Source organism: Brevibacillus sp. NRS-1366 (genome assembly GCF_050467985.1).
Genome location: NZ_JBITPN010000005.1, coordinates 77,173 through 100,145, shown reverse-complemented (window position 1 = coordinate 100,145; position 22,973 = coordinate 77,173). Strand labels below are relative to the sequence as shown.

Sequence of the window (22,973 nt, the reverse complement as noted above, 5' to 3'; positions counted from 1 at the left end):
AAAGTAGTAGCCAACGAATCGGCAGGGAAGGAGATGCGAAAAAGGATGGATTACAGAGAGCGCATTTTTCAGCAGGAGGGGGCTAGTTTCCCGGGAAAAACGTATGTGGAGGCCGTTCTGGAGCCCGCATTTAACGAAGCCAAAAACCATCTTTTGGAACCGATGATGGCTATAAATAAGGCACATCTGATCATGCTGCGTGAACAGGAGCTGCTCACGGATGATGAAGCCCGGATGATTGCCCGTGCACTAAGCGGGATTGAGATGGATGAACTGCGCCGCTCTTCGTATACCGGGCAGTTTGAAGATTTGTTCTTTCAGGTAGAGAGCCGTTTGCTTGCGCTTGCTCCGGATGTGGCGGGCAATTTGCATCTGGCGCGGAGTCGCAATGACATGGGGATTACGATTTACCGCATGGTGCTGCGTGAAAAACTGTTGGTTACCTTGGCTTCTGCCCTCTATCTGAAAGAGCATCTGCTCCTCTTTGCACAAGAACATGCGGAGACGGTGATGATTGGCTATACCCATACCCAGCAGGCACAGCCAACAACCATGGCCCATTACATGATGGCTGCGACGGATTTAGTCAGTCGTGACATCAAGAGGCTTATGGAGGCGTACCGGACGTGCAATCGCAGTCCGATGGGCGCGGCAGCTTTGACGACGTCGGGCTTTGCGATTAGCCGGGAGCGAATGAAAGAATTGCTCGGGTTTGACGAATTGGTGGAAAATTCCTATGATGCAGTATGTGGAGCGGATTATTTAGGAGAGGTAGCAACAGCGGTTCAATTGGCAGCCATCAATTTGGGACGTACCGTACAAGATATGCTGCTGTGGTGCACGCAAGAATTTGCTGGGCTTAAGGTAGCGAGTCCCTACGTGCAGATCAGCTCGATCATGCCGCAAAAGCGAAATCCGGTTTCCTTTGAACATATGCGCTCCTTATTGTCCAGTTGTGCTGGCAATGCGACAACCGTGCTGACGATGATGCACAACACCCCATTCGGAGATATCGTCGATACGGAAGACGACATGCAGCCATACGCTTGGCGCAGCATGTCAGTCTTAGAGCAAATGTACCGTTTGATGGCGTGTGTGGTAGGAACCATGCAGGTGAATAAAGAAGTACTTCTAGAGCGGGCAAAAGGAAGTTATGCCACGGTAACAGAGCTTGCAGATACGCTGGTGCGTACGGATCGGATCTCGTTTCGCAAAGCTCATCACATTGTGAGCCACGTAGTAAATGAAGCGATGAGTGCAGGGCTTGCAGCAGATCAGATCAGTCTGGGGCTGGTCAATCGGGCAGCAAAGAAAGTCATCGACAGAGAACTGTTGATCACAGCAGAAGAGCTAAAGCTCGCTCTAGACCCGGTTCACTTCGTTACGATTCGCAAGCTGCCTGGCGGTCCGAACCCGGATGAGATCAAGCGGATGATCAGCGAACGCCGAACTGTTCTGCAGCAGGAAGCGGCATGGCTGGATCAGGCCAAACAGGCGGTTACGGCTGTGATGCAAAATCTCGACCAAATGACAGCCGAATGGAGCGTGGGTTAATGGCCGTGGTGCGGATTCCTCTTCTGGCAGTGGACGGAGGGGGCACCAAGTGCCTGGCGGTGCTGGTGGACCGATCCAAACAAGAAGTCGGGGTAGGACGTTCCGGCTCGTGTAATTATCAAGGCATTGGAGAGGAAGCGGCATCACGCGAGCTGATCGCCGCCATTGCACAGGCGCTGGCGGATGCAAAAGCTCGTAACGAGATTGCCAGACAGGTGGAAGCTTCTGCAGGCGGGCAAATGGACTGGGAAGTGGAGTGTGCGGTGTTTGGTCTCGCCGGACTGGATACGGAGCATGATCGGCAAATCATTTGTGGCATGGTGAGCAAAGTGCTCCAAGAACTCCGCATCAAGGTATGTCATTTAATCGTGGAAAACGACGGATTTGCCGCTCTGCTCGGGGCAACCGGCGGCAAGCCCGGCATTCTCGTGATCGCTGGCACAGGCTCCATCGCATTTGGAGTAAACGATGCGCAAGAGACGGCACGTGCGGGTGGTTGGGGGCATCGTGTCGGAGACGAGGGCAGCGGCTACTGGATCGGCAAGCAGGCGATCATGGCGGTATTAAAAGACGCGGACGGCAGAGGCGAGACCACCATGCTGAAAGATTTGCTTCTTCCTTATCTAGGTCTTGCACGTGTAGATGAGTTATTCAATTGGACATATAGCTCTCTTTATTCGGTAGAGAAGGTAGGAGAACTGTCACCGCTAGTCAGTAAAGCAGCAGACGCCAAGGATCAGGTCGCTGTTGCCATCTTGGAGATTGCAGGCGAAGAGCTGTTTCTGGCAGTCCGTGCCGTGATTGATCATTTGAACATGAAAAATAAACCGTTCCAGATGATCCTGCAGGGAGGCGTCCTGCAAAACGACGAGCGTGTACGTAAGATCGTCGTAGAGCGAGTCCGCCGGTACGCCTCGCAGGTAGTCATCGAAAATGCGCAAAATGCTCCGATCTACGGTGTCATTGCAAAAGGGTTGGCCTATCTAGGCAGCCGAGCTGACGATAAATGAGGTGCCTTCTATGAAAAAAGTAATGCTCGTGTTTCCCCATCCTGATGACGAATCGTTTGCGTGTGGAGGCACATTAGCCAAGTGCCGGGACGGTGGACAACAGACCTGCCTGTTATGCATCACATCTGGCTGCAAAGGGCGTTCAGGTCCGTTTGATATCGATTGTCGGGATAAGCTGGCACGCCATCGTGAGCAGGAGCTTGGCAAAGCGGCAGAAGTTTTGGGTATCAGTCGACTGGATTTGTTCCGTTACGCTGATGGTTCGTTGGAGCATGCGGATATGGATGAGCTGGCAAGCAGAATTCAAGAAGCGATTGTCGACTGGAAGCCAAATATTGTCGTTACCTTTCCTCCAGACGGAGTGACTGGGCATCCTGACCACATTGTTACGTGCCAGGCGACCACGCTGGCTGTCGAGCAGGCAGAACAGACGATGTCTCCTAGTGAATATCCTGATTTGTACTATGTGTCCATCCCTCATTATTATGATCATTGCCCGGACAGTGGGCCAAAAGCGGCCGTGCCCATCACAGGAAAGGTGGACATCACCCGCTATCGGATGCAAAAAGGTGAAGCGCTGCGGGCACACCAAAGCCAGGTATACTCAGTAAACCGTGCCTATCCTGGTGTGATCGACGGGGATTATGGAGTGATTGGTTGCTATGAATATTACACACTGGTTCGTTCCGCTGGAAAACCAGTCGAGCCAGTGGCAGCAGCAAACGGAATTCCGCTCATAGAGCTGTAACGGTTAATAAATAGGAGACCAGTCCAAAACATGAAAAATGGTTTTAGACTGGTCTTCACTTCATCTAATCCTTGCCTTTCCTATCCGATACTCCTAACTGTGATATGATATAATGAAGAAAAAAATAATGGGGTGTATTATTGAAAAGACAGTTTTTGATGATAGTAAGTGATGTATCAAAGCCACAAGTGGATAGCGTCATCGAAGCAGTTAAAGATTTTAACGAATGGGTTGACTTGATTCCCATCGAATCTAAATCTGATGGCGGTTATAGCTTGTATCTTGATATTCAAAAAGGTGATATTGCAAAAACAGTCTTAGAGACACGAGTATTCCTCAAAAATTGGTTCAAGCTCTTAAAAATCGACTGTGATTCGAATCCAAGAGACTTTATGTAAGAGACTTTTTTCATTATCGATATAGTCCTATCACTTCCATTTCCTCTGCTCCATAACCACTCGAAACGATGAGACCGCAATGGGCTTTGATTAGACTCCCCTACCTTGAGATATTGACCATATAGGAAAAACCTTTTCTTCTGAACGAAAAGAGAGGAGGGACGAAATGAGTTTTTTTTCATGCCCTTTTTTCCAAATATAAGCTCCTGATCTATACGGCGTTTGGCCATGAAGAATTTTGGCTTTTTTCCAAAAAAGGATTACACACAGTATGATATTTACGTAGCAAAAGAGGATGAACATAAAGCTCAAGTGACGATTCATGCAAAATGAGGCGGGGGAATGCGTCTTCTTAGTGTCTGAATCTGTACGAACGAAGAGGGCTTGTATATAATGAATGGTAAAATTGTGCATATGGGTGAAATGAGGAGGCAGCAAAAGTGAGTGTACAAGAACTGCTAAAAAGCCGCAGAGCGGTGCGAAACTATATTCCGAAAGAAGTGGAAACAGAAAAAATTCAAGCGCTGCTGGACTGTGCTGTTTTGGCTCCGAATGACCGTTTGCGTCAGCCATGGCATTTTTATGTGATCAGAGGAGAAGCTAAAGAGCGATTCGAGGAGATCGCGAAGGCGTTTTTGCTCGAACGTTTTCCTACCAAGCCTAATTTAGTCAGCGATTCTTTGGCGGTCTTGGAAAAGACACCGCTTGTTATCGTTGTAACAGCAGATGTCATTTCTGGCGATGAAGCTTCGTCCGAAGATAACGAATACGCTGTATGCTGTGCGATCCACTCTATGTGGCTGGCTGCAAAAGAGCTGGGGCTCGGCATGGTATGGCGGACAAGGGGTGTGGGCTTGGTCCGTGACGAGCGATTGATGCAATTCCTCGGGTCTCCCGAGAACAAAAAAGTAATCGGGACACTCTTCATCGGCTATCCCGAAGGCGAAACGCCCGTGACAGCGCGTACGGAAGCAGAAGACAAGACTACCTGGCTGTAGAAGCATAGACTCATCCGATCAAAGTATAACAGCGGCAGACTAGGAAGAGAAAATAAGGTCCTAGACTGCCGCTGTTGTTTCTGTCAGCATTCAAATATTGATCCCGTTACTTTTACCAACTTTCTTTTAAATCCCCCATCTTCTAACACCGTGGGCGGTTGTCAGGAGGCTGCCTTCTGCAAGCTACTACTTTTTTTATCTCTAAGAGATAAAAAGAAACTGACAATTAATATAATGCATGCGAGTATATACGGATAATTAATATCCAGATCAAACAAAAATCCGGCTATGATAGGTCCAACAATATTGCCGAGACTGGTAAAGGCCGAGTTAAGGCCGGCAACATAGCCTTGTTGATCCTTAGCCACCATTGACAGTTGTGTACTGATGGCCGGACGCAAAATATCGATCGCCAGAAATATAATAAAGGTAACGGCAAAAATCATCCAAAATTTGTGAACGAAAAGCGTCAGAACAATAAACAATCCAGCAAAGAGAAGACAGGTCGAAATGACACGCTTCTCGCCAAAACGATTCAATATCCAGCTAAAGGCCGTAACCTGGACCACAGCGCCGGCTATTGAGCCGAACGTAATGATAAAGGCAATATCTTTAGGCTCAAACCCAAATTTATGATCGACAAACAGTCCAAAGACAGTTTCAAAATTGGCCAGTCCGAAAGTCATGACAAAAACGATAATCAAGCTTAAAAAGTAGGGTTCTCGATAGGCGTACCTCAATTGCAAAAGAAGGCTGCTCGGTTGCTTCACATGAGATGCAGAATCAGATAAAGCTTCTTTTGCAGGGAGGGATTCCTGGAGGATTAACCATGTGATGCATGCAGCGATAATCCCCGCAACTGCGGCGCAATAAAAGGGCACGCGGATACCAAATTCAGCAATATATCCGCCAATGCCTGGCCCGATAATAAAACCTGTTGTAATGGCTGCGTTTATATACCCCATCCCGGTCGCGCGTTCTTCTTTTGTCGTGATATCTGCCGCGTAAGCCATTACGGCCGGCATAATCATTGCTGCACTAATGCCGCCGAGCATCCTGGAAACAAACAGCAGGAAAGGTGAACTTGCTAGCCCGAACAGCCCTTCTGAGATGGCAAACACGATCAAACCGATGACGATCATCTTTTTTCTTCCGAATGAATCAGCCAATCGGCCGGCTAGGGGCGAAAAAAGAAGCTGTGTCAGCGAAAAGGCAGCAACCAATAACCCGATAATCCCCCCGGTAATTCCTAAAATCTCCATGAACTTAGGCATAATCGGTATGACAAGGCCGATCCCCGTAAAAACAAGAAAAAGATTGAACATAAGGATCAGTACGGCTCCTCGATTTTTTAATAATAACGCCATTCTTTATTCCTCCAATGCCCTGCAAATACTGAATAATCATTCTAGATAATAGTGAAAAAAAGGAGCTAGCGGGACGGCTTGGCAATGCCATGCAAAAACACATCCATAGCCAACCGGTAAGCAGCCATCGCTTCCTCTCGTTCCATTTTTTTTGCATGTTGACTTAAACCCACCATCATACTGTCCAAGATAATGGAGAGCCCGGTAACATTGGTGACTTTGAATTCACCGTTATCGATTCCTCTCTGCAGTAACTGCTGATTAAAGTCAAGATAACCTTTGACCATTTCGTTTATTCGTTCCTCCACATCCGAAGCTTTCTCTGAGTTGTTGAAAAATTCATCAACGGCCTTGGTTAACGGATGATTCAATTGATCGAGCGCTAAATGTTCAGCCATGCCATACAATTTACCCATCATGGTCGGGTAGAGCGTTTCCTTGGCCAACCATGTCTCTTCCCATTCCCGGTTCCAATCTTCAATTAGATGTAAAAAAATCCCTTCCTTGCTCTTAAAATGATAATAAATGTTGCCGGCGCTGCATCCGGTAGCTTTCACGATATCTTCTATGGACGTGGCTTTGTAGCCTTTTTGTACAAATAAACCTCTGGCTGCATCGGCGATCTTCTTCTTTGTCTGCTCGGTTTGCTGTTTCTTTTTATTCACGCATGCTTCTCCTCCTTCTAGCTTGCTGACAGATACTTTAAGCTGGAATTGAAAAATACTGAACGTTTATTCAGTATTGTAAGCGATAAAAGCAGACTTGGCAAACCTTCAGGTACTTACTATGAACTAAGAAGCCTTATCCGTTCCATTTAACCTGGTTAATTATTCGTATTAATGTATTATTATAAGAAAAAACAGGAGGAATACACCTTGTATCCAAAGCTAGAAGAGCTGTCGATCAATGCCTGGCCTGCACTGGAAACGATGATTTACGACGGGTGGCTGCTGCGTTTTGCCGATGGCTACACGAAACGGGCGAATTCCATTTATCCTTTGTATCCAGCGACAGAGGAGCTTGAAAGCAAAATAGCTGATTGCGAAGCCTACTACGAGGGCAAAGGGCTGCCAACGATTTTTAAAATGACACCGTTCGCCGAGCCCCACGATTTAGAGGCACTCTTAGAACAAAAGGGATATGTCACCCAAGATCTTGTGAGTATGCAAGCCGTATCGCTGGAAAAAGTGACAGCCCCGTCCCTCCACACCGTGCGTATAGACGAACATTGCACAGATGAGTGGAGAGACGACTATTGCCGCCTAAACAATCAAGGAGAAAAGGCGAAAGAGACGATGACTCAGACGCTGCGCAAGATTATCCCTCGGACTTGTTATGCTTCCCTTTATCAACAGGACAAGGTGGTAGCATGCGGACTCGGGGTCATGGAGAGAGAGTATATCGGTCTATTTGATATCGTGACAGATGAAGCCTTTCGGAATCAAGGATTGGGTGAGCAACTGGTATTGAACTTGTTACAGTGGGGACAAGAGCAGGGGGCGAAGTATTCTTATTTGCAGGTGCTCCAAGACAATCAACCTGCTTTGCGGTTATATGAAAAAATCGGTTACCATGAACAGTACGCTTATTGGTACCGTGTAAAGCACAATGATCATCATAATAGTTGTTCTGTGAAAATAAAGTCCTAGACTGCTGCTGTTGTGTCTGTCAGCATTTAACTAATGAACCTCGTTAGGTGAACCAAAACAGCTGCCCAGCCCAGACAGCCGTTTTGGTTCACCTTTATTCATTTTTTGATCCCATTAATCATCAGTCGTAAGGTTATTGATGAAAATCACAAATGGCTCGTTTCTACACAACACCTTGGGTACTACAAAGACATGAGCTTAGGGGAATTTCTCTCGTCATCATTCTATTAGGCTTAAATTAATGTGACCTATGCGAAATGGAGATTGGTTCAGCTTTTAGAGTAGCAACCATTTCTACAACGGTAAACTACGATATGATCTAGTTATTGTGGTTGAACCCCAATTAAACACTTCTTTTCTTATTAATTTGTTGTTTGGTCATCGTTAGCCTATACATAAATGACAACAGTCCCATAAAATAAAACGTTATTATTGACAGTGGTAATTTCAAGAGGAAGGAGTGGAATATGACACAACTTGCTTATGTAGCCAATAGGGGCTCAGACAATGTCTCTGTAATTGATGTGGATCCGGCAAGTCCCACCTTCAATACCGAGGTTGGCCTGTTTTCAGTAACGGGGATGACGCCCCTCGGAATCGCGGTCACACCGGATACAACACGTGCGTATGTCACGAACAATACCTCTGGTGATGTCTCCGTGATAGATACGAATCCCGGCAGTCCTACCTTCAACACCGAGATCCAACTGATACCGCTTCTCGGAGTGGGAACCGGCCCCACCGGTATCGTGATCAGCCTTGACGGTAATCGCGCATACATTGCGAATCAAATGTCCAACAATCTCTCCGTAATTGACACAAATCCAGCCAGTCCAACATTCAATACCATGACCGGTACAATCGGATTGAAAGGAATGGGGCCGAGCGTTCTTATGATCACCCCGGATGGCACACGCATTTATGTGCCGAATAACGCTTCGAACGATGTCTCTGTAATAGATATCAATCCCGCCAGCCCCAATTTCAACACCGAAATTGACCTGATAAACGTAACAGGAACAGGTCCGCTTGACGTAGCTTTCACCCCAGACGGCAATCGCGCCGATGTCACCATGCTAAACTCCAACAGAGTCTCCGTTATTGATACAAACCCAACCAGCGCCACCTATAACACCGAGATCAATAGTATACTCTTAACTGGAAACACTCCCATAGAAATTCAAATCACCCCGGATGGCACACGTGGTTATATTCCCAACTTGTTTTCCCCCGACGCTTCTGTAATCGACACGAACCCAGCGAGCCCCAATTTCAACATGGAGATCTTTAAAGTCACACTCTCTGGATCTGGCCACGCCGGTATTGCGATAACACCTGATGGCACTCGCGCCTATGTCACGAATGCACTCTCTGACAATGTTTCGGTGATCGACACGAATCCCGCCAGTCCAACATTCAATACCGAGATCGCTCTGATCGAAGTGTCTGGTACCTTTCTAGCTGGAGTAGCCATCATCTTTTTCCCAGCGCCCACTCTCCCTCCAACTCCCGCACCATTGCCAACAGCTGCGCCACTTCCGACGGATTGCATCCGCGTTCAAAAGGTATACGACTGGGTCGTTGCCGCCAACAGGGATCGAAACAAAATCCCAATCCCGGACGATTGCCTACCGCTAGTGGATGCAGCGATCCGTGCAGGTCAGAACATCACCATCCAATGCGTGGAGCCGATCGTTCCTCTGACATTCCCACTGATCCCGAAATCTCAACCCACACAGTCAGTTGATTTTTCTTGCACCATAATAGGCATCCGACGTGAAAATATCATCGTAAATGGAAACGTCGTTCCTGTTGGCATGGTCCGTTTCTTGTTCGGTGCGACTCTCTTGATCCGTATATTTGCCAACGGAACGCTGTTGTGCGAATTCCCGGCTACCATCCAATTCGATGACGAAATCGTGCTGTGCCTGCCGGAACCGTTGGATGAATCCAACATCCTCTGCCGCATTACTGCCGTCGATTGCATGCCGAATAACACCGTTCTTTTTGGCGGCATGGTGGAACTGGAAGTCATAATCTGCAAAGAGATCCAAGTAGAAGCGGAAGTGAAGCTGGAAGTGTTGGCGAAGTTCTGTCAGCCGCGTCCGATTATTCCAGTGCCGACGCCAACTCCTTCGTTCATCTGCCCGCCGATCACGTTCCCGCCACAGTGCCCGGATCTCTTTCCGCCAACACCTTCGCCAACTACCCCGCCAACTATCCCGCCAACTATCCCGCCAACAATTCGGCCGTGTAGTATTCCCGACTGTCGGTGGAATGAGGACCCCAATAACCCTGTTTATAACCCACCTGCTCCACAAAAAGCTTTTTACCAAACCGTCCGTTATGACATGCTGGGATTCGCTCCATTCGGTCCGTTTACTTTCTATAAGATGTGGTACGACTTTGCTAGCGCAGGCGGTATCGCACAAGCTATATCACCTGATGGCATAAACTGGACGTTTCAGGCAAATATGACAGGATTATCACCCGCAGCGCGTCATTCCAGGGTGCTTTTTGACAGAAATGGTTTCGGAGTCGGAACACCCTATAAAATATGGTATTGGGATAGTACATTTACCACAGTTGATCCCGGAATGCCCGCTGTATTGCAAATGATGAGAACTGCAAGCTCCGTTGATGGGATTAATTGGATAGGGGATACCGTACTAATACAGGATACCAGCGCACCTCTGGTAACGACCCCAGGCAATTTTGATGGTGCCAGTACGGGACCGGGAGAAGTACTGTTTAACCCGAGTGGATCGATGATAATCGACACTGTTAACCCCTTTAAAAATCGGTTTGTGATGTACTACAATATTAACGATGGGTTCGTGGAGCGATTGGCCTTTGCGGTTTCGGCTGATGGAGTTACATGGAGGAGATCTGGACCGCCAATTGTGCTCAATGTCGGTTCCATGGGAGACTGGGATCAGAACAAAGCGACAATACATGTCTCTGTGTTGCGCCTCGCGCAGAATGATTTCCGGATGTGGTATAGCGGCGGAGTTCAAGAGAGCCATGAAGGAATCGGATGTGCCTTTTCAACTGATGGGCTGAACTGGACGAAGTTCTCTGGGAATCCAATTTTCAGCATTTTTGACGGAGTCGCATGGCGAAATGGCGGCCCTCCTGCCCGTACCTACACTCCCTGGGTCTTATTTGATCCTTTAAGGTTTAGCGGGTATGGGGACGATATATGCTTTAAATTTTGGATGTCAGGTTCGCCAGCTTCTAACCCGGACGATCTTAATATTGGGTATGCTACGAATCCCAATGGCTAGGTAACGTAGTCATTTCTGAAAAAGCCTCGAATCCTTCTGCCAACAATAGCGGAACTTGTTCGAGGGATTCAATATATGAAAACAAGGAGCAGATGCCGAAAAGCAAACTGCTCCTTGTTTCGTATAGATTACCATCAATTTATTAAGCTGCTCATTAGCTAAGACATTATTTTCAGCGAACAATAGTTGGTAGAAAAGGTCACGATTCATCCAATACAATGTCCGCAGGATGCCAAATCCTTTTCAGCCGAGGAGCAGGAAGATCGTGAGCAGGCGTAGCGAAGCTCACTCTTCGGTAGAGCGGATTTTTCTCGTAGAGGCTTGCTTCAAATTGAAGCTCGGCCTCTTTGCTGATGGTCGCCAAAGGTACTTGGTAGGTTATCAGTCTCTGATATTCACAACGATTGTTTGACCGTTCAGGGCTTTGGCGAATGAGAAAAGAAAGGCACGCTACCTGCTGCTTGTCATCTAAGTAGAACACACTTTTCCAAAAACCAAAGGGGACTCTCACGGCACACCCCGGCGCCCCATGCACTCCGCAGTATTCCTCGTCCTCTGCCTTATGGATGGGTCCTGTAATCACAATCAGCCTTTGCGTACTTACTCTCTCCAGTACCCAGTCCTCCAGGCAATTCCAAATCCCTGTATTAAAGTTGTGATGCTGCAAGGCAATATTTGCGTAGCAAAAGGAGTCGTAATTGGCTTGTTTTGCTTCGCGCGGCTCCCCCCAACATACATCTTTTCTACGAGTCAGATGCCCGCGATCATACTCATTTTCTGCATAATATTCAGGACCTACCTGATTTTCGATGCCAATCCGATCATCAAAATGCCAGGAAGTATTGTCTCTTGTGATGGGAATGGCCTTGGATTTGTCTACACAAGCTGCTGAGAAGATCGCAAATTTTGTTTGCCTATTCATCACGATCGAAAAATGACAAAAGTCAAAGACCTTCCCTAGGTCTAATGCCCCTGAAGCGGTGTTGCCTAAAAGAGCCGGCAAAGGAATGGAGTGCTTACCACTGAGAAAATAAGGATCATAGCCTGTACCCATGTGTCCTCTCCTCCTTGGAAAATGTCACTTTTAAAAGCGCAATGCTTGTTTCACCATTCACTCTTACCTTTGATTATACAAATAATGGTTCTATTAGGCACTCTGTCCAATGTACTAAAAGTGAGGCAGCCTCACATTGTTTGTCCATGCTTATTCTTTATGCAGCAGCTTGCCGATTTTGAGGGCTAGCTGGATTTGCAGGAGCTCTTCGGCATTTTTCAAATCCATGTTTAAAATCTCTTTGATCTTGTCGATTCGATAAATAAACGTGTTGCGGTGAATAAACATCGCTTTCGCTGCTTCGCTTACATTTTGGTTATGCGTAAAGTAATTTTCCAGTGTATTCATAAAGCTCGTACCGAAAGCGTGATCATGCTCATAGATTTTCCCGAGCTGTTTCAAAAAGAAATCTTCCAGTTCCATGTCTTTTATATTGGAGTCCAAAAAGTGGTAGACGGAGTAATCATCAAAGTGAGAGACATTCCCTTTGCTATCGAATTTTTGCATCAGCCTGATTGCTTCATGGGCTTCCGAAAAGCTTTTGTGCAGGGAGGTAATGGTCTTGTACTGCCTGCCGATCCCCATGTAAAAAGTCGTTTTCTTGATTTTCTCCAACAGTGTCCCACATACGTCGAAGGCAAATTGCTTGGCTTCACTGATGGAGATGGGGGGCTTGCTCTCATTTTGCCCGATAAGAATGATAATCCGGTTGTTTCGATAGAAGCACGTAATTTCTCCGGGGGCTGTACTGGAAAAATCATAAACGATATCTACACATTTTTTGGCGATGCGATCCAGCTCGTACTTACGGTCAACCATATCCTTCAGATTCTCCAGCTCGACTGGCTCGATATTGATGATGGCACAGTAATACATGTAAGTCGATTTTAAACCGTGCAGGTCGCACAAGGTCTGGATCGAATCGATCGACGTAATTTTCCCGGTTAGCAGATCATCGAAAAAGTCTTGCCGAATTTTCAGCTTTACTTCCTCGATTTCCCGCGTTTTAATCCGATCCAAGGCCACGATTGTAGAGGCTTGCTCGAGAACAATGTAGTCAAATTCGGTAAGCTCACGAACCGTTTGCCATACAACGATGTATCCATAGATGTGGTTGGCTACAGCCACAGGGAGAATGCGGCATTTGATTTCTTGATCTTTCATCTGGTAAATACGCTTGATTGACTTTTTAATTTGACTGATATTTTTTGGAATGCTCTCGGTAAATTCCCTTGTAAAGACATGCCTGTTTTGGGTGAGTGTCAGGCACGATTTCAATGGTACGTGATTTTGGCTGACTTCTGTGTAATGAAGTAAATTCCAGTCTCTGTCCAAAATGAGAATCGGGTTGTTGATCGTCTCTGCTAACTCGGAGGAAATACGAGCGATGCCGCCTCCCTCAAGGGCAATGCGAAAGAGGGTGTTATGCATATCTAATGTTTTACGGTTCAACAAATCGTACCTGCCAGATGCCTTTTCATTGATGATGGCGATGACTTTGGACAACGTATATTCGAAAGGAAGGGCAAGCAGCGGCAAGCCATACTTATTGGCAAGATCAATCATGTTTTGCGGGATTTGATCAAAGTAACGCTGCATTTTTATACAAAGTCCGGAACAGTTGATTTCCGCCAGCTCTTTGATGATTTTATTTTGCAATTCTTCATTGTCTTTGAAAATATATCCAGTCGATAAGAGAAGTTCATTAGAGGAGAGCCAATCGAATGCATCGGGATTCTCCATAATATTGACGATGGAGACGACATTGTTGATGCCCTGCTCACCTGCAATGATTTTGATTCCGTCGATCGATTTGATCTGGAGCAAATCTTTTATAGTCAGCATCTTAATTCACTCCTTTGCTAGTAGTATCATACATGTGATTGTGCATCGTGCACAATCGACCTGACGTTTTTTTAGTTTTCATACACAATGACGTAATATACATCCTGGCCTAAAATAATGCTGTAAGAATCGGCAGAAGCTTACCTGCCAACAAAACGAGTTTATGATTTTGAATACATGGAGGGCGAATATGACAGACAAAAGCGTGGTACAAGCATTTATCGATGCAGCTGCCCAAGGCGATATTGATGCACTGAAAAAGCACTTGGAACAAGGTGTTGATATCAATGTCAGAAACAGACAAAAGCGTACGGCCATCCTGGTTGCTGCAATGAACGATCACTATGATGCTGTACAATTTTTGGTTGATGCAGGAGCAGATGTAGATTTACAGGACGAAACATGCTTCAATCCGTTTTTGTATGGTTGCATCAACGGCAAGCTGGAACTCGTGAAAATGATGATTAAAGCGAATACCAACATTGATTTGCTCACTCGCTTTGGCGGGGTAGGCATTACACCAGCAAGTGAAAAAGGTCATGTAGAAATCGTCCGTGAATTGCTGAGCACAACTGAAATTAATGTGAATCATACCAATATTTGCGGTTGGACGCCACTGATTGAGGCGATCATTCTGAACGATGGCGGCGAGAGACAGCAAACGATCATCAAGCTTTTGATTGAGCACGGTGCCAATGTTCATATGGTTGATAAATACGGCGTCACTCCACTAGAGCTGGCTAGAAGAAAAGGCTACACCGAGATTGAACAGATCCTTTTGGAAGCTGGAGCGAAATAATTACCGCCATGTACATCCACGCACTGTCTGGCGATGCCGAATTTTTACGAGTATTGGCAAGCTCACGATTTAGCGGGACTGTTCACAGCATTTTTGAGCGAACGATCAATCTCCAATGCGATCAAAACGGCGAATTGTACACCATTTCCTGCAATCAGCTGGATAATGGGCCGAATTCGTTAGTCATTGATCTAAAGCGCTTTCACGAGACGGGTTTAAAAGTGGGAGACGCGGTCAGTGGAAACGGACAAACGCTCTTGATCGGAACGAAGATGGCAATTTTGACAGAGCAAGCAAAAGAGTGGGAATGTATACTGCCTCCCTATCCTTCCAACATAGAAACCTTACAAGTGAATACAGCGTTCATGAAGGAATATATTGCTGCTCATGGAAAGTGCGGCGGTATGAAAAAGCACCCTGGGCCGAACACACCGTTCGAAGCGGAAATGTCCAACATGCTGGCACAGCGTTCTGTCTTGTTGCGAGAAGCGCTGGCAGCAAGACTGATAGATGTTGCCTTAGGGCACGCGCTTGGTCTTGTCGGTCTGGGACCAGGATTAACACCTTCTGGTGACGATTTTTTAGTGGGATTGTTCAGCATAACCAATATGCAGGACGCCCCCTGCTGTTTATCATGCCATTTTTTAGAAGAGATGGTAATAAAATCAATGCAATTAACGAACGAGATCAGCTACATGATGGTAAAAAAAGCAGCAAGCGGACAAGTGAGAGAATCGCTCGTTCAACTGCTCCAAGCCTTGACGAACGGAACTCTCGAAGAACTCACGAGTGCTTTGGAGACGGTCATAAGCATAGGCTCATCATCCGGAACAGACATGGCTCTGGGGCTGATCTGTGGACTGGAACTCAATATAGAAGCAGGAGGTAGTGTATGTCTACAAAAGTTGTGATTAAAGAGAGCACTTACTTTGACTCCGTCTCTCTCATGTCGTTGTCGACAAAAGCGAACCAGATCGAGGGCGTAGAGCAAGCGGTTATCGCTATGGGCACAGAAATGAACAAAGAGGTACTGAAGAACGTTGGTCTGCTCACACCGGAGCTGGAAGCGGCGAAAAGCAGTGATTTGATGATCGTCATCAAGGCAGCGACCGATGAGCTTTGCGAAAGCGCCTATGTAGGGATCGAGGAGCTGTTCACGAAAAAGGGCGACTCCAAGGGCAAGAGCGAGATCAAATATGCGACCATTGATTCTGCTGCGAAAAATATTCCGGAAGCGAACCTGGCTGTCATTTCCGTAAACGGCGCGTTCGCAGCTAGAGAAGCGAGAAAAGCTCTGGAAAACGACCTGCACGTCATGCTGTTCTCCGACAACGTAAGCATCGAGGACGAGATTGCTTTAAAGCAGTACGCCCATGAAAAAGGACTGTTGATGATGGGACCCGACTGCGGTACCGCAATCATTGGCAACGTAGCTCTGTGCTTCGGAAATGCTGTGCGCAAAGGAAATATCGGAATCGTTGGCGCATCTGGTACAGGCAGTCAAGAAGTAAGCGTGCGCATCCATGACTTTGGCGGCGGGATCACACAACTGATTGGAACAGGGGGCCGCGACCTGAGCGAGCAAGTAGGCGGAATCATGATGCTCGACGGAATGAAGGCGCTGGACGAGGACGAGGCGACAAAGGTAATCGTACTCATTTCCAAGCCACCAGCACCTAGCGTGCAAGAAAAAGTACTCGCTCAAATCAAAAACTGCAAGAAGCCAGTCGTTGTCTACTTTATCGGCGGGGAAGAAACAGCCGTCGTAGAAGCTGGCGGACATTTTGCAAAAACGACCAAAGAAGCAGCACTCAAAGCAGTTGTGCTTGCGGGAGCCAATGAAGACGAACTGAACAAACGCCCGCTCAACTGGCCGCTGATCGAAGAAGTACGTGCCAAATTGACACCTGAGCAAAAATATATTCGCGGACTGTTCTGCGGCGGAACCCTGTGTGATGAAGCCATGTATCTCGCGATGGATACATTTACGGACGTATACAGCAACATCCAAAAGAATCCGGATTACAAGCTGAAAAATCTGCATGAGAGTCAGGCCCATACCTTCCTGGACATGGGAGATGACGACTTCACAAACGGCAAGCCGCATCCAATGATTGATCCTTCCACCCGTATCGCTAGATTTTTGCAAGAAGCCAAAGATCCGTCCGTAGGTGTGATTGTAATGGACTTCATCCTCGGCTTCGGATCTCATGAAGATCCAGTTGGCGTCATGCTGCCAGCGATCATTGAGGCGAAAAAGCTGGCTGAAAAAGAAGGCAGACACTTGGAAATCCTCGGCTACGTGATGGGAACCGATTTGGATAGCCCTAAGTTTGAGGATCAAGTGCAAAAGCTGATGGACGCAGGTGTGACAATTGCCAGCAGCAGTACGAATGCAGGCCTTCTGGCTAGAGAATTTGTCGTGAAAGGGGCTTAACGATGAGCAAAATAAACGAGCTTTTTACTGGAAAAATTCATGCGATCAACGTAGGGATCGAGTTTTTTAAAGACGATATTCAGAAGCAAAATGCAGACGCGATTCATTTGGAATGGAAACCGCCAGGCGGCGGAAAGCCTGAACTGATCAAAGCATTGGATGTCCTGGAAAATCCTTCGCTGGAAGAGAAAATTGCAGAGGCGAACAAACTGGCTGTTGAGCGCATCATCAATTCCCAGCCTGTTCTGATCGGATATGACCAAGCAATCAACGTGGTTCCTGGCATGACCAAAACCACCATCTTGCACTCTGGTCCTCCGATCACTTGGGATCGCATGAATGGTCCTATGAAAGGTGCCGTTACCGGTGCTCTCGTGTTCGAAGGATTGGCTAAGACTATCGAGGAAGCTGAGAAGTTGGCAGCATCTGGCGAAATCACCTTTTCTCCATGCCACGAGCACAACTGCGTAGGATCTATGGCGGGTGTTACATCGGCATCGATGTTCATGCACGTTGTGAAAAACAAAACGTACGGCAACATCGCCTACACCAACCTGAGTGAGCAAATGGCAAAAATCCTACGTATGGGCGCAAACGATGAAAGTGTAATCACTCGTTTGAACTGGATGCGTGATGTACTGGGTCCAATTCTGCGCGATGCGATGAAAATTGCGGGCGAAATTGATTTGCGCCTCATGCTTGCTCAAGCGCTCCACATGGGTGATGAGTGTCACAACCGTAACAACGCGGGGACAAGCTTGTTGATTCAAGCCTTGACTCCTTTCATTCTGGAAACAGATTTCACGAAAGAGCAAAAACGTGAAGTATTTGACTTCGTAGCCAGCAGTGACTACTTCTCTGGTCCGACCTGGATGGCGATGAGCAAATGTGCTCTCGACGCAGCACATGGCATCGAATACTCCACAGTTGTCACTACCATGGCTCGTAATGGCGTGGAATTCGGCATTCGTGTGAGCGGAATGCCAGGAAACACATGGTTCACGGGTCCAGCACAAAAAGTAGTAGGACCTATGTTTGCCGGATACAAGCCAGAAGATTCCGGTCTGGATATCGGGGACAGCGCGATTACCGAAACTTACGGAATCGGTGGTTTCGCGATGGCGGCAGCTCCGGCGATTGTAGCGTTAGTAGGTGGAACCGTTGAGGAAGCAATCGGTTACTCTACCAAAATGAAAGAGATCACACTGGGAGAAAACCCGAATGTGACGATCCCTCTCTTGAACTTCCAAGGTGTTCCTACGGGAATAGATATTCGCCAAGTGGTTCAAACGGGCATCCTTCCGATCATCAACACGGCGATTGCTCATAAGGACGCAGGCATCGGCATGATTGGTGCGGGTATTACGCATCCACCGATGGAAGCATTTGAAAAAGCGCTGCTTGCCTTGAGTGAGAGAATCAGCTAAGACCTATAATGCCAGGTGCTCATCCATAAATGACCCGACTTTCGCAGTTTAAGCTGCGAGAGTCGGGTTTATGGATGGAAGCACAGGAGGGTGACAACATGGAGCAATCGAAATTGAGTATTTCTCATGAAGTACTGAAATCGTACGGTTATTCAGAAGAAGTTTTACCAAAAACACCGGCGACACGAGATTGGGGCATCTTTAACTACATTACGGTATGGATGGGCGCTGTGCACAATCTCATGTCGTATATGACAGTAGCTGGTTTCTTTGTGCTCGGACTATCCGTTCCAGAAGTTTTATGGGCAGTCATGACTGCTGCCATTATCGTTTCGATTGGCTATGTGTTGAACGGCTATGCAGGAACGAAATACGGGATTGGGTATTCGATGTTACTGCGAAGCTCCTTTGGCGTAAAAGGCTCGATCATTCCTGCCTTATGTCGTGGGCTTATAGCTGGTGTTGTGTTTTTCGGAACAAAAACGATTATTGGTGCACAATCCTTTAATGTCATTTTTACAAAAGTATTCCCTGGCTATATGGAGTTGCTTCCAGGGTTTGATTTTCTCGGATTAGACTTCCCGACTCTCCTTTCCTTTGTGATCCTGTGGGTCATTACGGTTGGATTGTTCTTGGGTGGAATGAAAATTCTCAGCTTGTTTAGCAAATGGTCTTCACCGATCATCTATATCTTCATCGTTGGCGCAGCGATCTGGGCGATCAATGTGGCTGGCGGATTTGGTCCTATCTTTGCATATGTTCCTGCCAAACCGATCGAAAATTGGCTCGTATTTATCGCATGTGTAAGTGCATTGGTATCAAACTGGGGAGGACCCATTGTAAACATTGCAGACCTTACTCAAAGAGCAAAAACACCAAAGGCTCCGTTGGTAGGTTTACCGCTTGGGATGATTGCATCCTATATCTTATTTGCGATTACATCTGTAGGATTGTTGGTTGGAACGCAAATCGCGTTTGGCTTAACGAACTTTGATGTAGTAGCTGCGATTGATCAAATTGGTAATCCTGTTGCCGTGATTATCTTATTACTGGCACTGAATATAGGTTCGACTAGCTATGTTGTGTTTGGTAATTTGCTGCCATCTGGTTTACAAATGACTGCGCTTTTCCCAAAAGTGTTTAGTGTTAAATCAGCGGCTATCGTAACAGCCATTCTTGGCACCATCATTTTGCCCTGGAAGCTGGTAAACGGAACAGCAGCTCTGTATATGTTCTATAGTTTTATAGGTTCCATGTACGGACCTATTACGGGGATCATGCTGGTTAGTTTCTTCATGGAACGAAAAAGGAAGCTCGATTTATCTGCAATCTACGTGAAGCCAGGTGAAAACGGGGAATACAAAAACGGATTTAATATAACGGCATGTGGCGTATTGATCGTCAGCTTTATTATTACGTTATCCGGCGCTTTCTTGCCTAATGTGATAGTGCTGGCAACGATCAGTAAGTCTGCATTCATTAGCGGGTTGATCATATCAAGTGTCTTGTATGCACTTTGTTATCGATTGACAAAACCTAGCACCAACAAAAAGCATGAAGCACTTGCTAAAGTATCATGACAAAAGGAGTCAGATCAGTGGAAAAACTAGTTATTGTTGCAATCGGAGGCAATTCATTGGTTAAGGATAATGGACGTAACACCATTCAAGACCAATATGAAGCAGTGTGTGAAACTGCGGTAAATATCGCAGATATGGTTCAAGAGGGATACAATGTTGTCGTTACTCATGGAAACGGACCACAGGTTGGATTTGCTCTTCAAAGATGCGAAATCGCAAGCGAAGTGGCAGAGATGCCTACAGTCCCACTGGTGAATTGCGTTGCAGATACACAGGGGGGAATCGGATACCAAATCCAGCAAGCTTTAACGAACGAGTTTGCCAAAAGAGGAATCAATAAAAAGGTTGCTAGCGTAATCACACAAGTAGAAGTTAGCAGCGTGGATCCGAACTTCCAAAATCCAACGAAGCCGGTCGGCTCCTTCTTCACGCTGGAGCAGACGGAAGAAATGTATAAAGAGCATCCGGACTGGGTGTTTATCGAAGATTCCGGTCGCGGGTACAGAAGAGTCGTTTCTTCGCCAAAGCCGATCGACATTGTAGAAAAAGACGCTATCAAATCGTTGATTGAAGCGGGATATGTGGTGGTCGCTGTTGGCGGTGGCGGTATTCCGGTTGTAAAAACGAGTGAAAATACGTACGAGGGCATCGATGCCGTCATTGACAAAGATTTTGCTACCAGCCTGTTGGCAGAGCAAATCGATGCAGAGACGCTGATCATTACGACGGGTGTTCCGCAGGTATGCATCAACTTCGGCAAACCGAATCAAAAGGCGCTGGAGCGTATCACGGTTGAGGAAACCAAGCAATATGTGGCTGAAGAGCATTTCGCAAAAGGCAGCATGCTGCCAAAAATCGAGGCTAGCTTGAGCTTTTTGGAGAAAAATGGGACAAGCGTCATCATCACCAATCCCGAAAGTCTAAAAGATGCGATTATGAACAAAGCAGGGACACACATCGTAAAATAATCGTCCTTTGAAAGTGATACAGACAGCGAACTCATTTGCCGTCTGTAACAATCACATAATGGCTGATATGGACGCGTGCCACCTTCCAGTGCAAAGAGCAGCGACAGCAACAGCATTCATGCGTTAGCTGCTCCTTGCACGATTACATAAACCCGGGATGTCTAGCATTTTCCCTTTGCTCCACCTATTATTTGAAAGCGCTGTCAATGTATTCGATATTCTTAGTCTAGATTCATCATTCAAACCGTAGAGGTGAGTTGAAATGGAGCAATCATTGAAAGGATTCCTGTGGAAAAAAGGGGATTGGGCTGCGTATTTTGGATTACTGGCAAATAATTTAACCAATTTATTGACGATGATCGCCCTATTGCTTTTTGTGGTCGGTTTTCCAGAGGAGATTGTTTACGGAAGGGTTGTCCCTGCTTTTGGTTTAGCCATCTTTTTAGCGAGTGCCTGCTATTTTATTTTCGGTTATTACCTTACCAAAGCAACAGGTAAGACAAATGTAACGGCGCTGCCGTCAGGACCTAGTGCTCCGTCGATCTTTACGGTTACTTTTCTCGTTATTTTACCGGTTTATCTGTCTACCAAAAATGCAGAATTCGCCTTTCAAATTGCCCTCGTCTGGTGCTTTTTTGAAGCGATGATCCTTGTGGTCGGTTCGTTCTTAGGCGATACGATCAGAAGAATGATTCCTCGAACTGTCCTGCTTTCTTGCTTGTCAGGTCTTGGTCTTCTATTACTTGCAATGAACCCGATGCTGCAATCATTTGAAACACCCGTTGTTGCCTTTGCTGTTCTCATCATTATTTTTCTGAACTGGTTTGGAAAAAAGCCGATCTTTGCCAAAATCCCGACAGGCTTTCTGCTCTTGGCGACGGGAACGGCCCTGGCTTGGATATTTGGTCTGCAGGATCCCGCTGCTATCGCTGCTTCCATGCAATCATTCGGGTTTAATCCGCCGACTGTGCACGTGGACAGCCTGGTTCAAGGAATTCCTCATGCTCTGCCGTACTTGGCTTCTGCTGTACCGCTCGGATTGGCCAATTATATTTTTGACCTGGAGAATATCGAGAGTGCCCATGCGGCTGGTGACGAATATAACACGCGGAAAGTGATGCTCGCCAACGGCATTTCCTCCATCATTGGTTGCTTCTGCGGCAATCCGTACCCAGTGACGGTGTATGTCGGACATGCTGGCTGGAAGTCTCTTGGTGCAGGCATCGGCTACACGGTTGCTACAGGCTTTTCGATGTTCATCATTTCCCTGTTTGGAATTGGAGCCTTCTTGCTGGCTGTCATTCCGGTAGCAGCGATTGTTCCGATTCTTGTCTACATCGGGATTGTCACAGCCAACCAGGTTGTGCGCGAGACGCCAAAACTCGAAGTCCCGGTCATCTTTATCTGCATGTTCCCATGGATCGCCAACTGGGCGCTGACCTTGACCAACAATGTGCTTTCTGCTGCCGGTACGACAGGAGCGAAGGTAGGGGCAGCCGTCATGGCAAACAAAGGTGTATACTACAACGGGCTCGTTCACTTAGGCAACGGTGCGCCGATCAGCAGTATGGTGTGGGGCTGCATCGCGATTTTTGCCATCACGGATAAGCCATTGCGTGCTGCAATTGCCAGCGCTACAGGAGCGATCCTCTCTATTTTCGGTATTATCCACTCACCGACGGTAGGCTTCGCACTGGAATCATCTATGCAGTTTGTTTACGCGTATTTGATGGTTACAGCTATTTTTGTAGGCAAACATATGATGGATCGCAGTACACCCCAAAATCTAATGAATGAGCTTGATGCGAAATCATAAATACAAGGGGAAAGGAGGAAAGAGCCATTATCCGCT

The 22,973-nt window shown here is 46.8% G+C and carries 18 protein-coding genes; 14 read left to right on the top strand and 4 right to left on the bottom strand.

Annotation, left to right across the window (positions count from 1 at the left end; translation table 11 throughout):
* The first annotated feature begins 45 nt into the window (after positions 1-45).
* The 5 genes from argH to ACIFQN_RS03505 all read left to right on the top strand — a co-directional run bounded on the left by argH (position 46) and on the right by ACIFQN_RS03505 (position 4,708).
* A complete protein-coding gene (argH, locus tag ACIFQN_RS03525) occupies positions 46-1,554 on the top strand; it encodes an argininosuccinate lyase (RefSeq protein ID WP_429831638.1) in 1,509 nt (502 codons plus the stop codon).
* Positions 1,554-2,564 carry an N-acetylglucosamine kinase gene (locus ACIFQN_RS03520; protein WP_429831711.1) on the top strand — a complete coding sequence of 337 codons (1,011 nt, stop codon included), beginning with the start codon at positions 1,554-1,556 and terminating at the stop codon, positions 2,562-2,564. Before argH ends, ACIFQN_RS03520 begins: the two co-directional genes overlap by 1 nt.
* Before the next feature lie 10 nt (positions 2,565-2,574).
* Positions 2,575-3,312 carry a PIG-L deacetylase family protein gene (locus ACIFQN_RS03515; protein ID WP_429831637.1) on the top strand — a complete coding sequence of 246 codons (738 nt, stop codon included), beginning with the start codon at positions 2,575-2,577 and terminating at the stop codon, positions 3,310-3,312.
* A gap of 140 nt (positions 3,313-3,452) precedes the next feature.
* Entirely contained in the window at positions 3,453-3,710 is a 258-nt protein-coding gene (locus ACIFQN_RS03510; protein WP_429831636.1) for a hypothetical protein, read from the top strand.
* A gap of 440 nt (positions 3,711-4,150) precedes the next feature.
* Entirely contained in the window at positions 4,151-4,708 is a 558-nt protein-coding gene (locus ACIFQN_RS03505; RefSeq protein WP_429831635.1) for a nitroreductase family protein, read from the top strand.
* Between the two features lie 161 nt (positions 4,709-4,869).
* On the opposite strand, the gene ACIFQN_RS03500 is transcribed toward ACIFQN_RS03505, so the two are convergent.
* Complete coding sequence (locus ACIFQN_RS03500) at positions 4,870-6,075, bottom strand: MFS transporter (RefSeq protein WP_429831634.1); 1,206 nt, start codon at positions 6,073-6,075, stop codon at positions 4,870-4,872.
* A gap of 65 nt (positions 6,076-6,140) precedes the next feature.
* A complete protein-coding gene (locus ACIFQN_RS03495) occupies positions 6,141-6,740 on the bottom strand; it encodes a TetR/AcrR family transcriptional regulator (RefSeq protein WP_429831633.1) in 600 nt (199 codons plus the stop codon).
* 210 nt (positions 6,741-6,950) lie between these two features.
* On the opposite strand from ACIFQN_RS03495, the gene ACIFQN_RS03490 reads away from it, so the two are divergent.
* Both ACIFQN_RS03490 and ACIFQN_RS03485 read left to right on the top strand, forming a co-directional pair.
* On the top strand, positions 6,951-7,724 hold the full coding sequence (locus ACIFQN_RS03490) for a GNAT family N-acetyltransferase (protein WP_429831632.1): 774 nt from the start codon (positions 6,951-6,953) through the stop codon (positions 7,722-7,724).
* A 467-nt stretch (positions 7,725-8,191) separates the two neighbouring features.
* Entirely contained in the window at positions 8,192-11,011 is a 2,820-nt protein-coding gene (locus ACIFQN_RS03485) for a beta-propeller fold lactonase family protein (RefSeq protein WP_429831631.1), read from the top strand.
* A gap of 199 nt (positions 11,012-11,210) precedes the next feature.
* On the opposite strand, the gene ACIFQN_RS03480 is transcribed toward ACIFQN_RS03485, so the two are convergent.
* Complete coding sequence (locus ACIFQN_RS03480; protein ID WP_429831630.1) at positions 11,211-12,065, bottom strand: DNA/RNA non-specific endonuclease; 855 nt, start codon at positions 12,063-12,065, stop codon at positions 11,211-11,213.
* 150 nt (positions 12,066-12,215) lie between these two features.
* Positions 12,216-13,910 carry a PucR family transcriptional regulator gene (locus ACIFQN_RS03475; protein ID WP_429831628.1) on the bottom strand — a complete coding sequence of 565 codons (1,695 nt, stop codon included), beginning with the start codon at positions 13,908-13,910 and terminating at the stop codon, positions 12,216-12,218.
* A gap of 190 nt (positions 13,911-14,100) precedes the next feature.
* Here ACIFQN_RS03475 and ACIFQN_RS03470 point away from each other — a divergent pair, with 190 nt between their 5' ends.
* The 7 genes from ACIFQN_RS03470 to ACIFQN_RS03440 all read left to right on the top strand — a co-directional run bounded on the left by ACIFQN_RS03470 (position 14,101) and on the right by ACIFQN_RS03440 (position 22,937).
* Positions 14,101-14,709 carry an ankyrin repeat domain-containing protein gene (locus ACIFQN_RS03470; RefSeq protein ID WP_429831627.1) on the top strand — a complete coding sequence of 203 codons (609 nt, stop codon included), beginning with the start codon at positions 14,101-14,103 and terminating at the stop codon, positions 14,707-14,709.
* Positions 14,710-14,717: 8 nt separating this feature from the next.
* Entirely contained in the window at positions 14,718-15,620 is a 903-nt protein-coding gene (locus ACIFQN_RS03465) for a DUF2877 domain-containing protein (RefSeq protein ID WP_429831626.1), read from the top strand.
* Complete coding sequence (gene fdrA / locus ACIFQN_RS03460; protein ID WP_429831625.1) at positions 15,602-17,146, top strand: acyl-CoA synthetase FdrA; 1,545 nt, start codon at positions 15,602-15,604, stop codon at positions 17,144-17,146. Before ACIFQN_RS03465 ends, fdrA begins: the two co-directional genes overlap by 19 nt.
* 2 nt (positions 17,147-17,148) lie before the next feature.
* Positions 17,149-18,573, top strand: coding sequence for a DUF1116 domain-containing protein (locus ACIFQN_RS03455; RefSeq protein WP_429831624.1), 1,425 nt, complete (start codon positions 17,149-17,151; stop codon positions 18,571-18,573).
* A 98-nt stretch (positions 18,574-18,671) separates the two neighbouring features.
* Positions 18,672-20,153 (top strand): cytosine permease, encoded by a 1,482-nt coding sequence (locus ACIFQN_RS03450; protein ID WP_429831623.1) that lies wholly within the window; start codon positions 18,672-18,674, stop codon positions 20,151-20,153.
* Positions 20,154-20,170: 17 nt separating this feature from the next.
* Positions 20,171-21,121, top strand: a complete 951-nt coding sequence (gene arcC / locus ACIFQN_RS03445) for a carbamate kinase (protein ID WP_429831622.1) — start codon at positions 20,171-20,173, stop codon at positions 21,119-21,121.
* A 262-nt stretch (positions 21,122-21,383) separates the two neighbouring features.
* Positions 21,384-22,937 (top strand): xanthine permease, encoded by a 1,554-nt coding sequence (locus tag ACIFQN_RS03440; RefSeq protein ID WP_429831621.1) that lies wholly within the window; start codon positions 21,384-21,386, stop codon positions 22,935-22,937.
* The last annotated feature ends 36 nt before the right edge of the window (positions 22,938-22,973 follow it).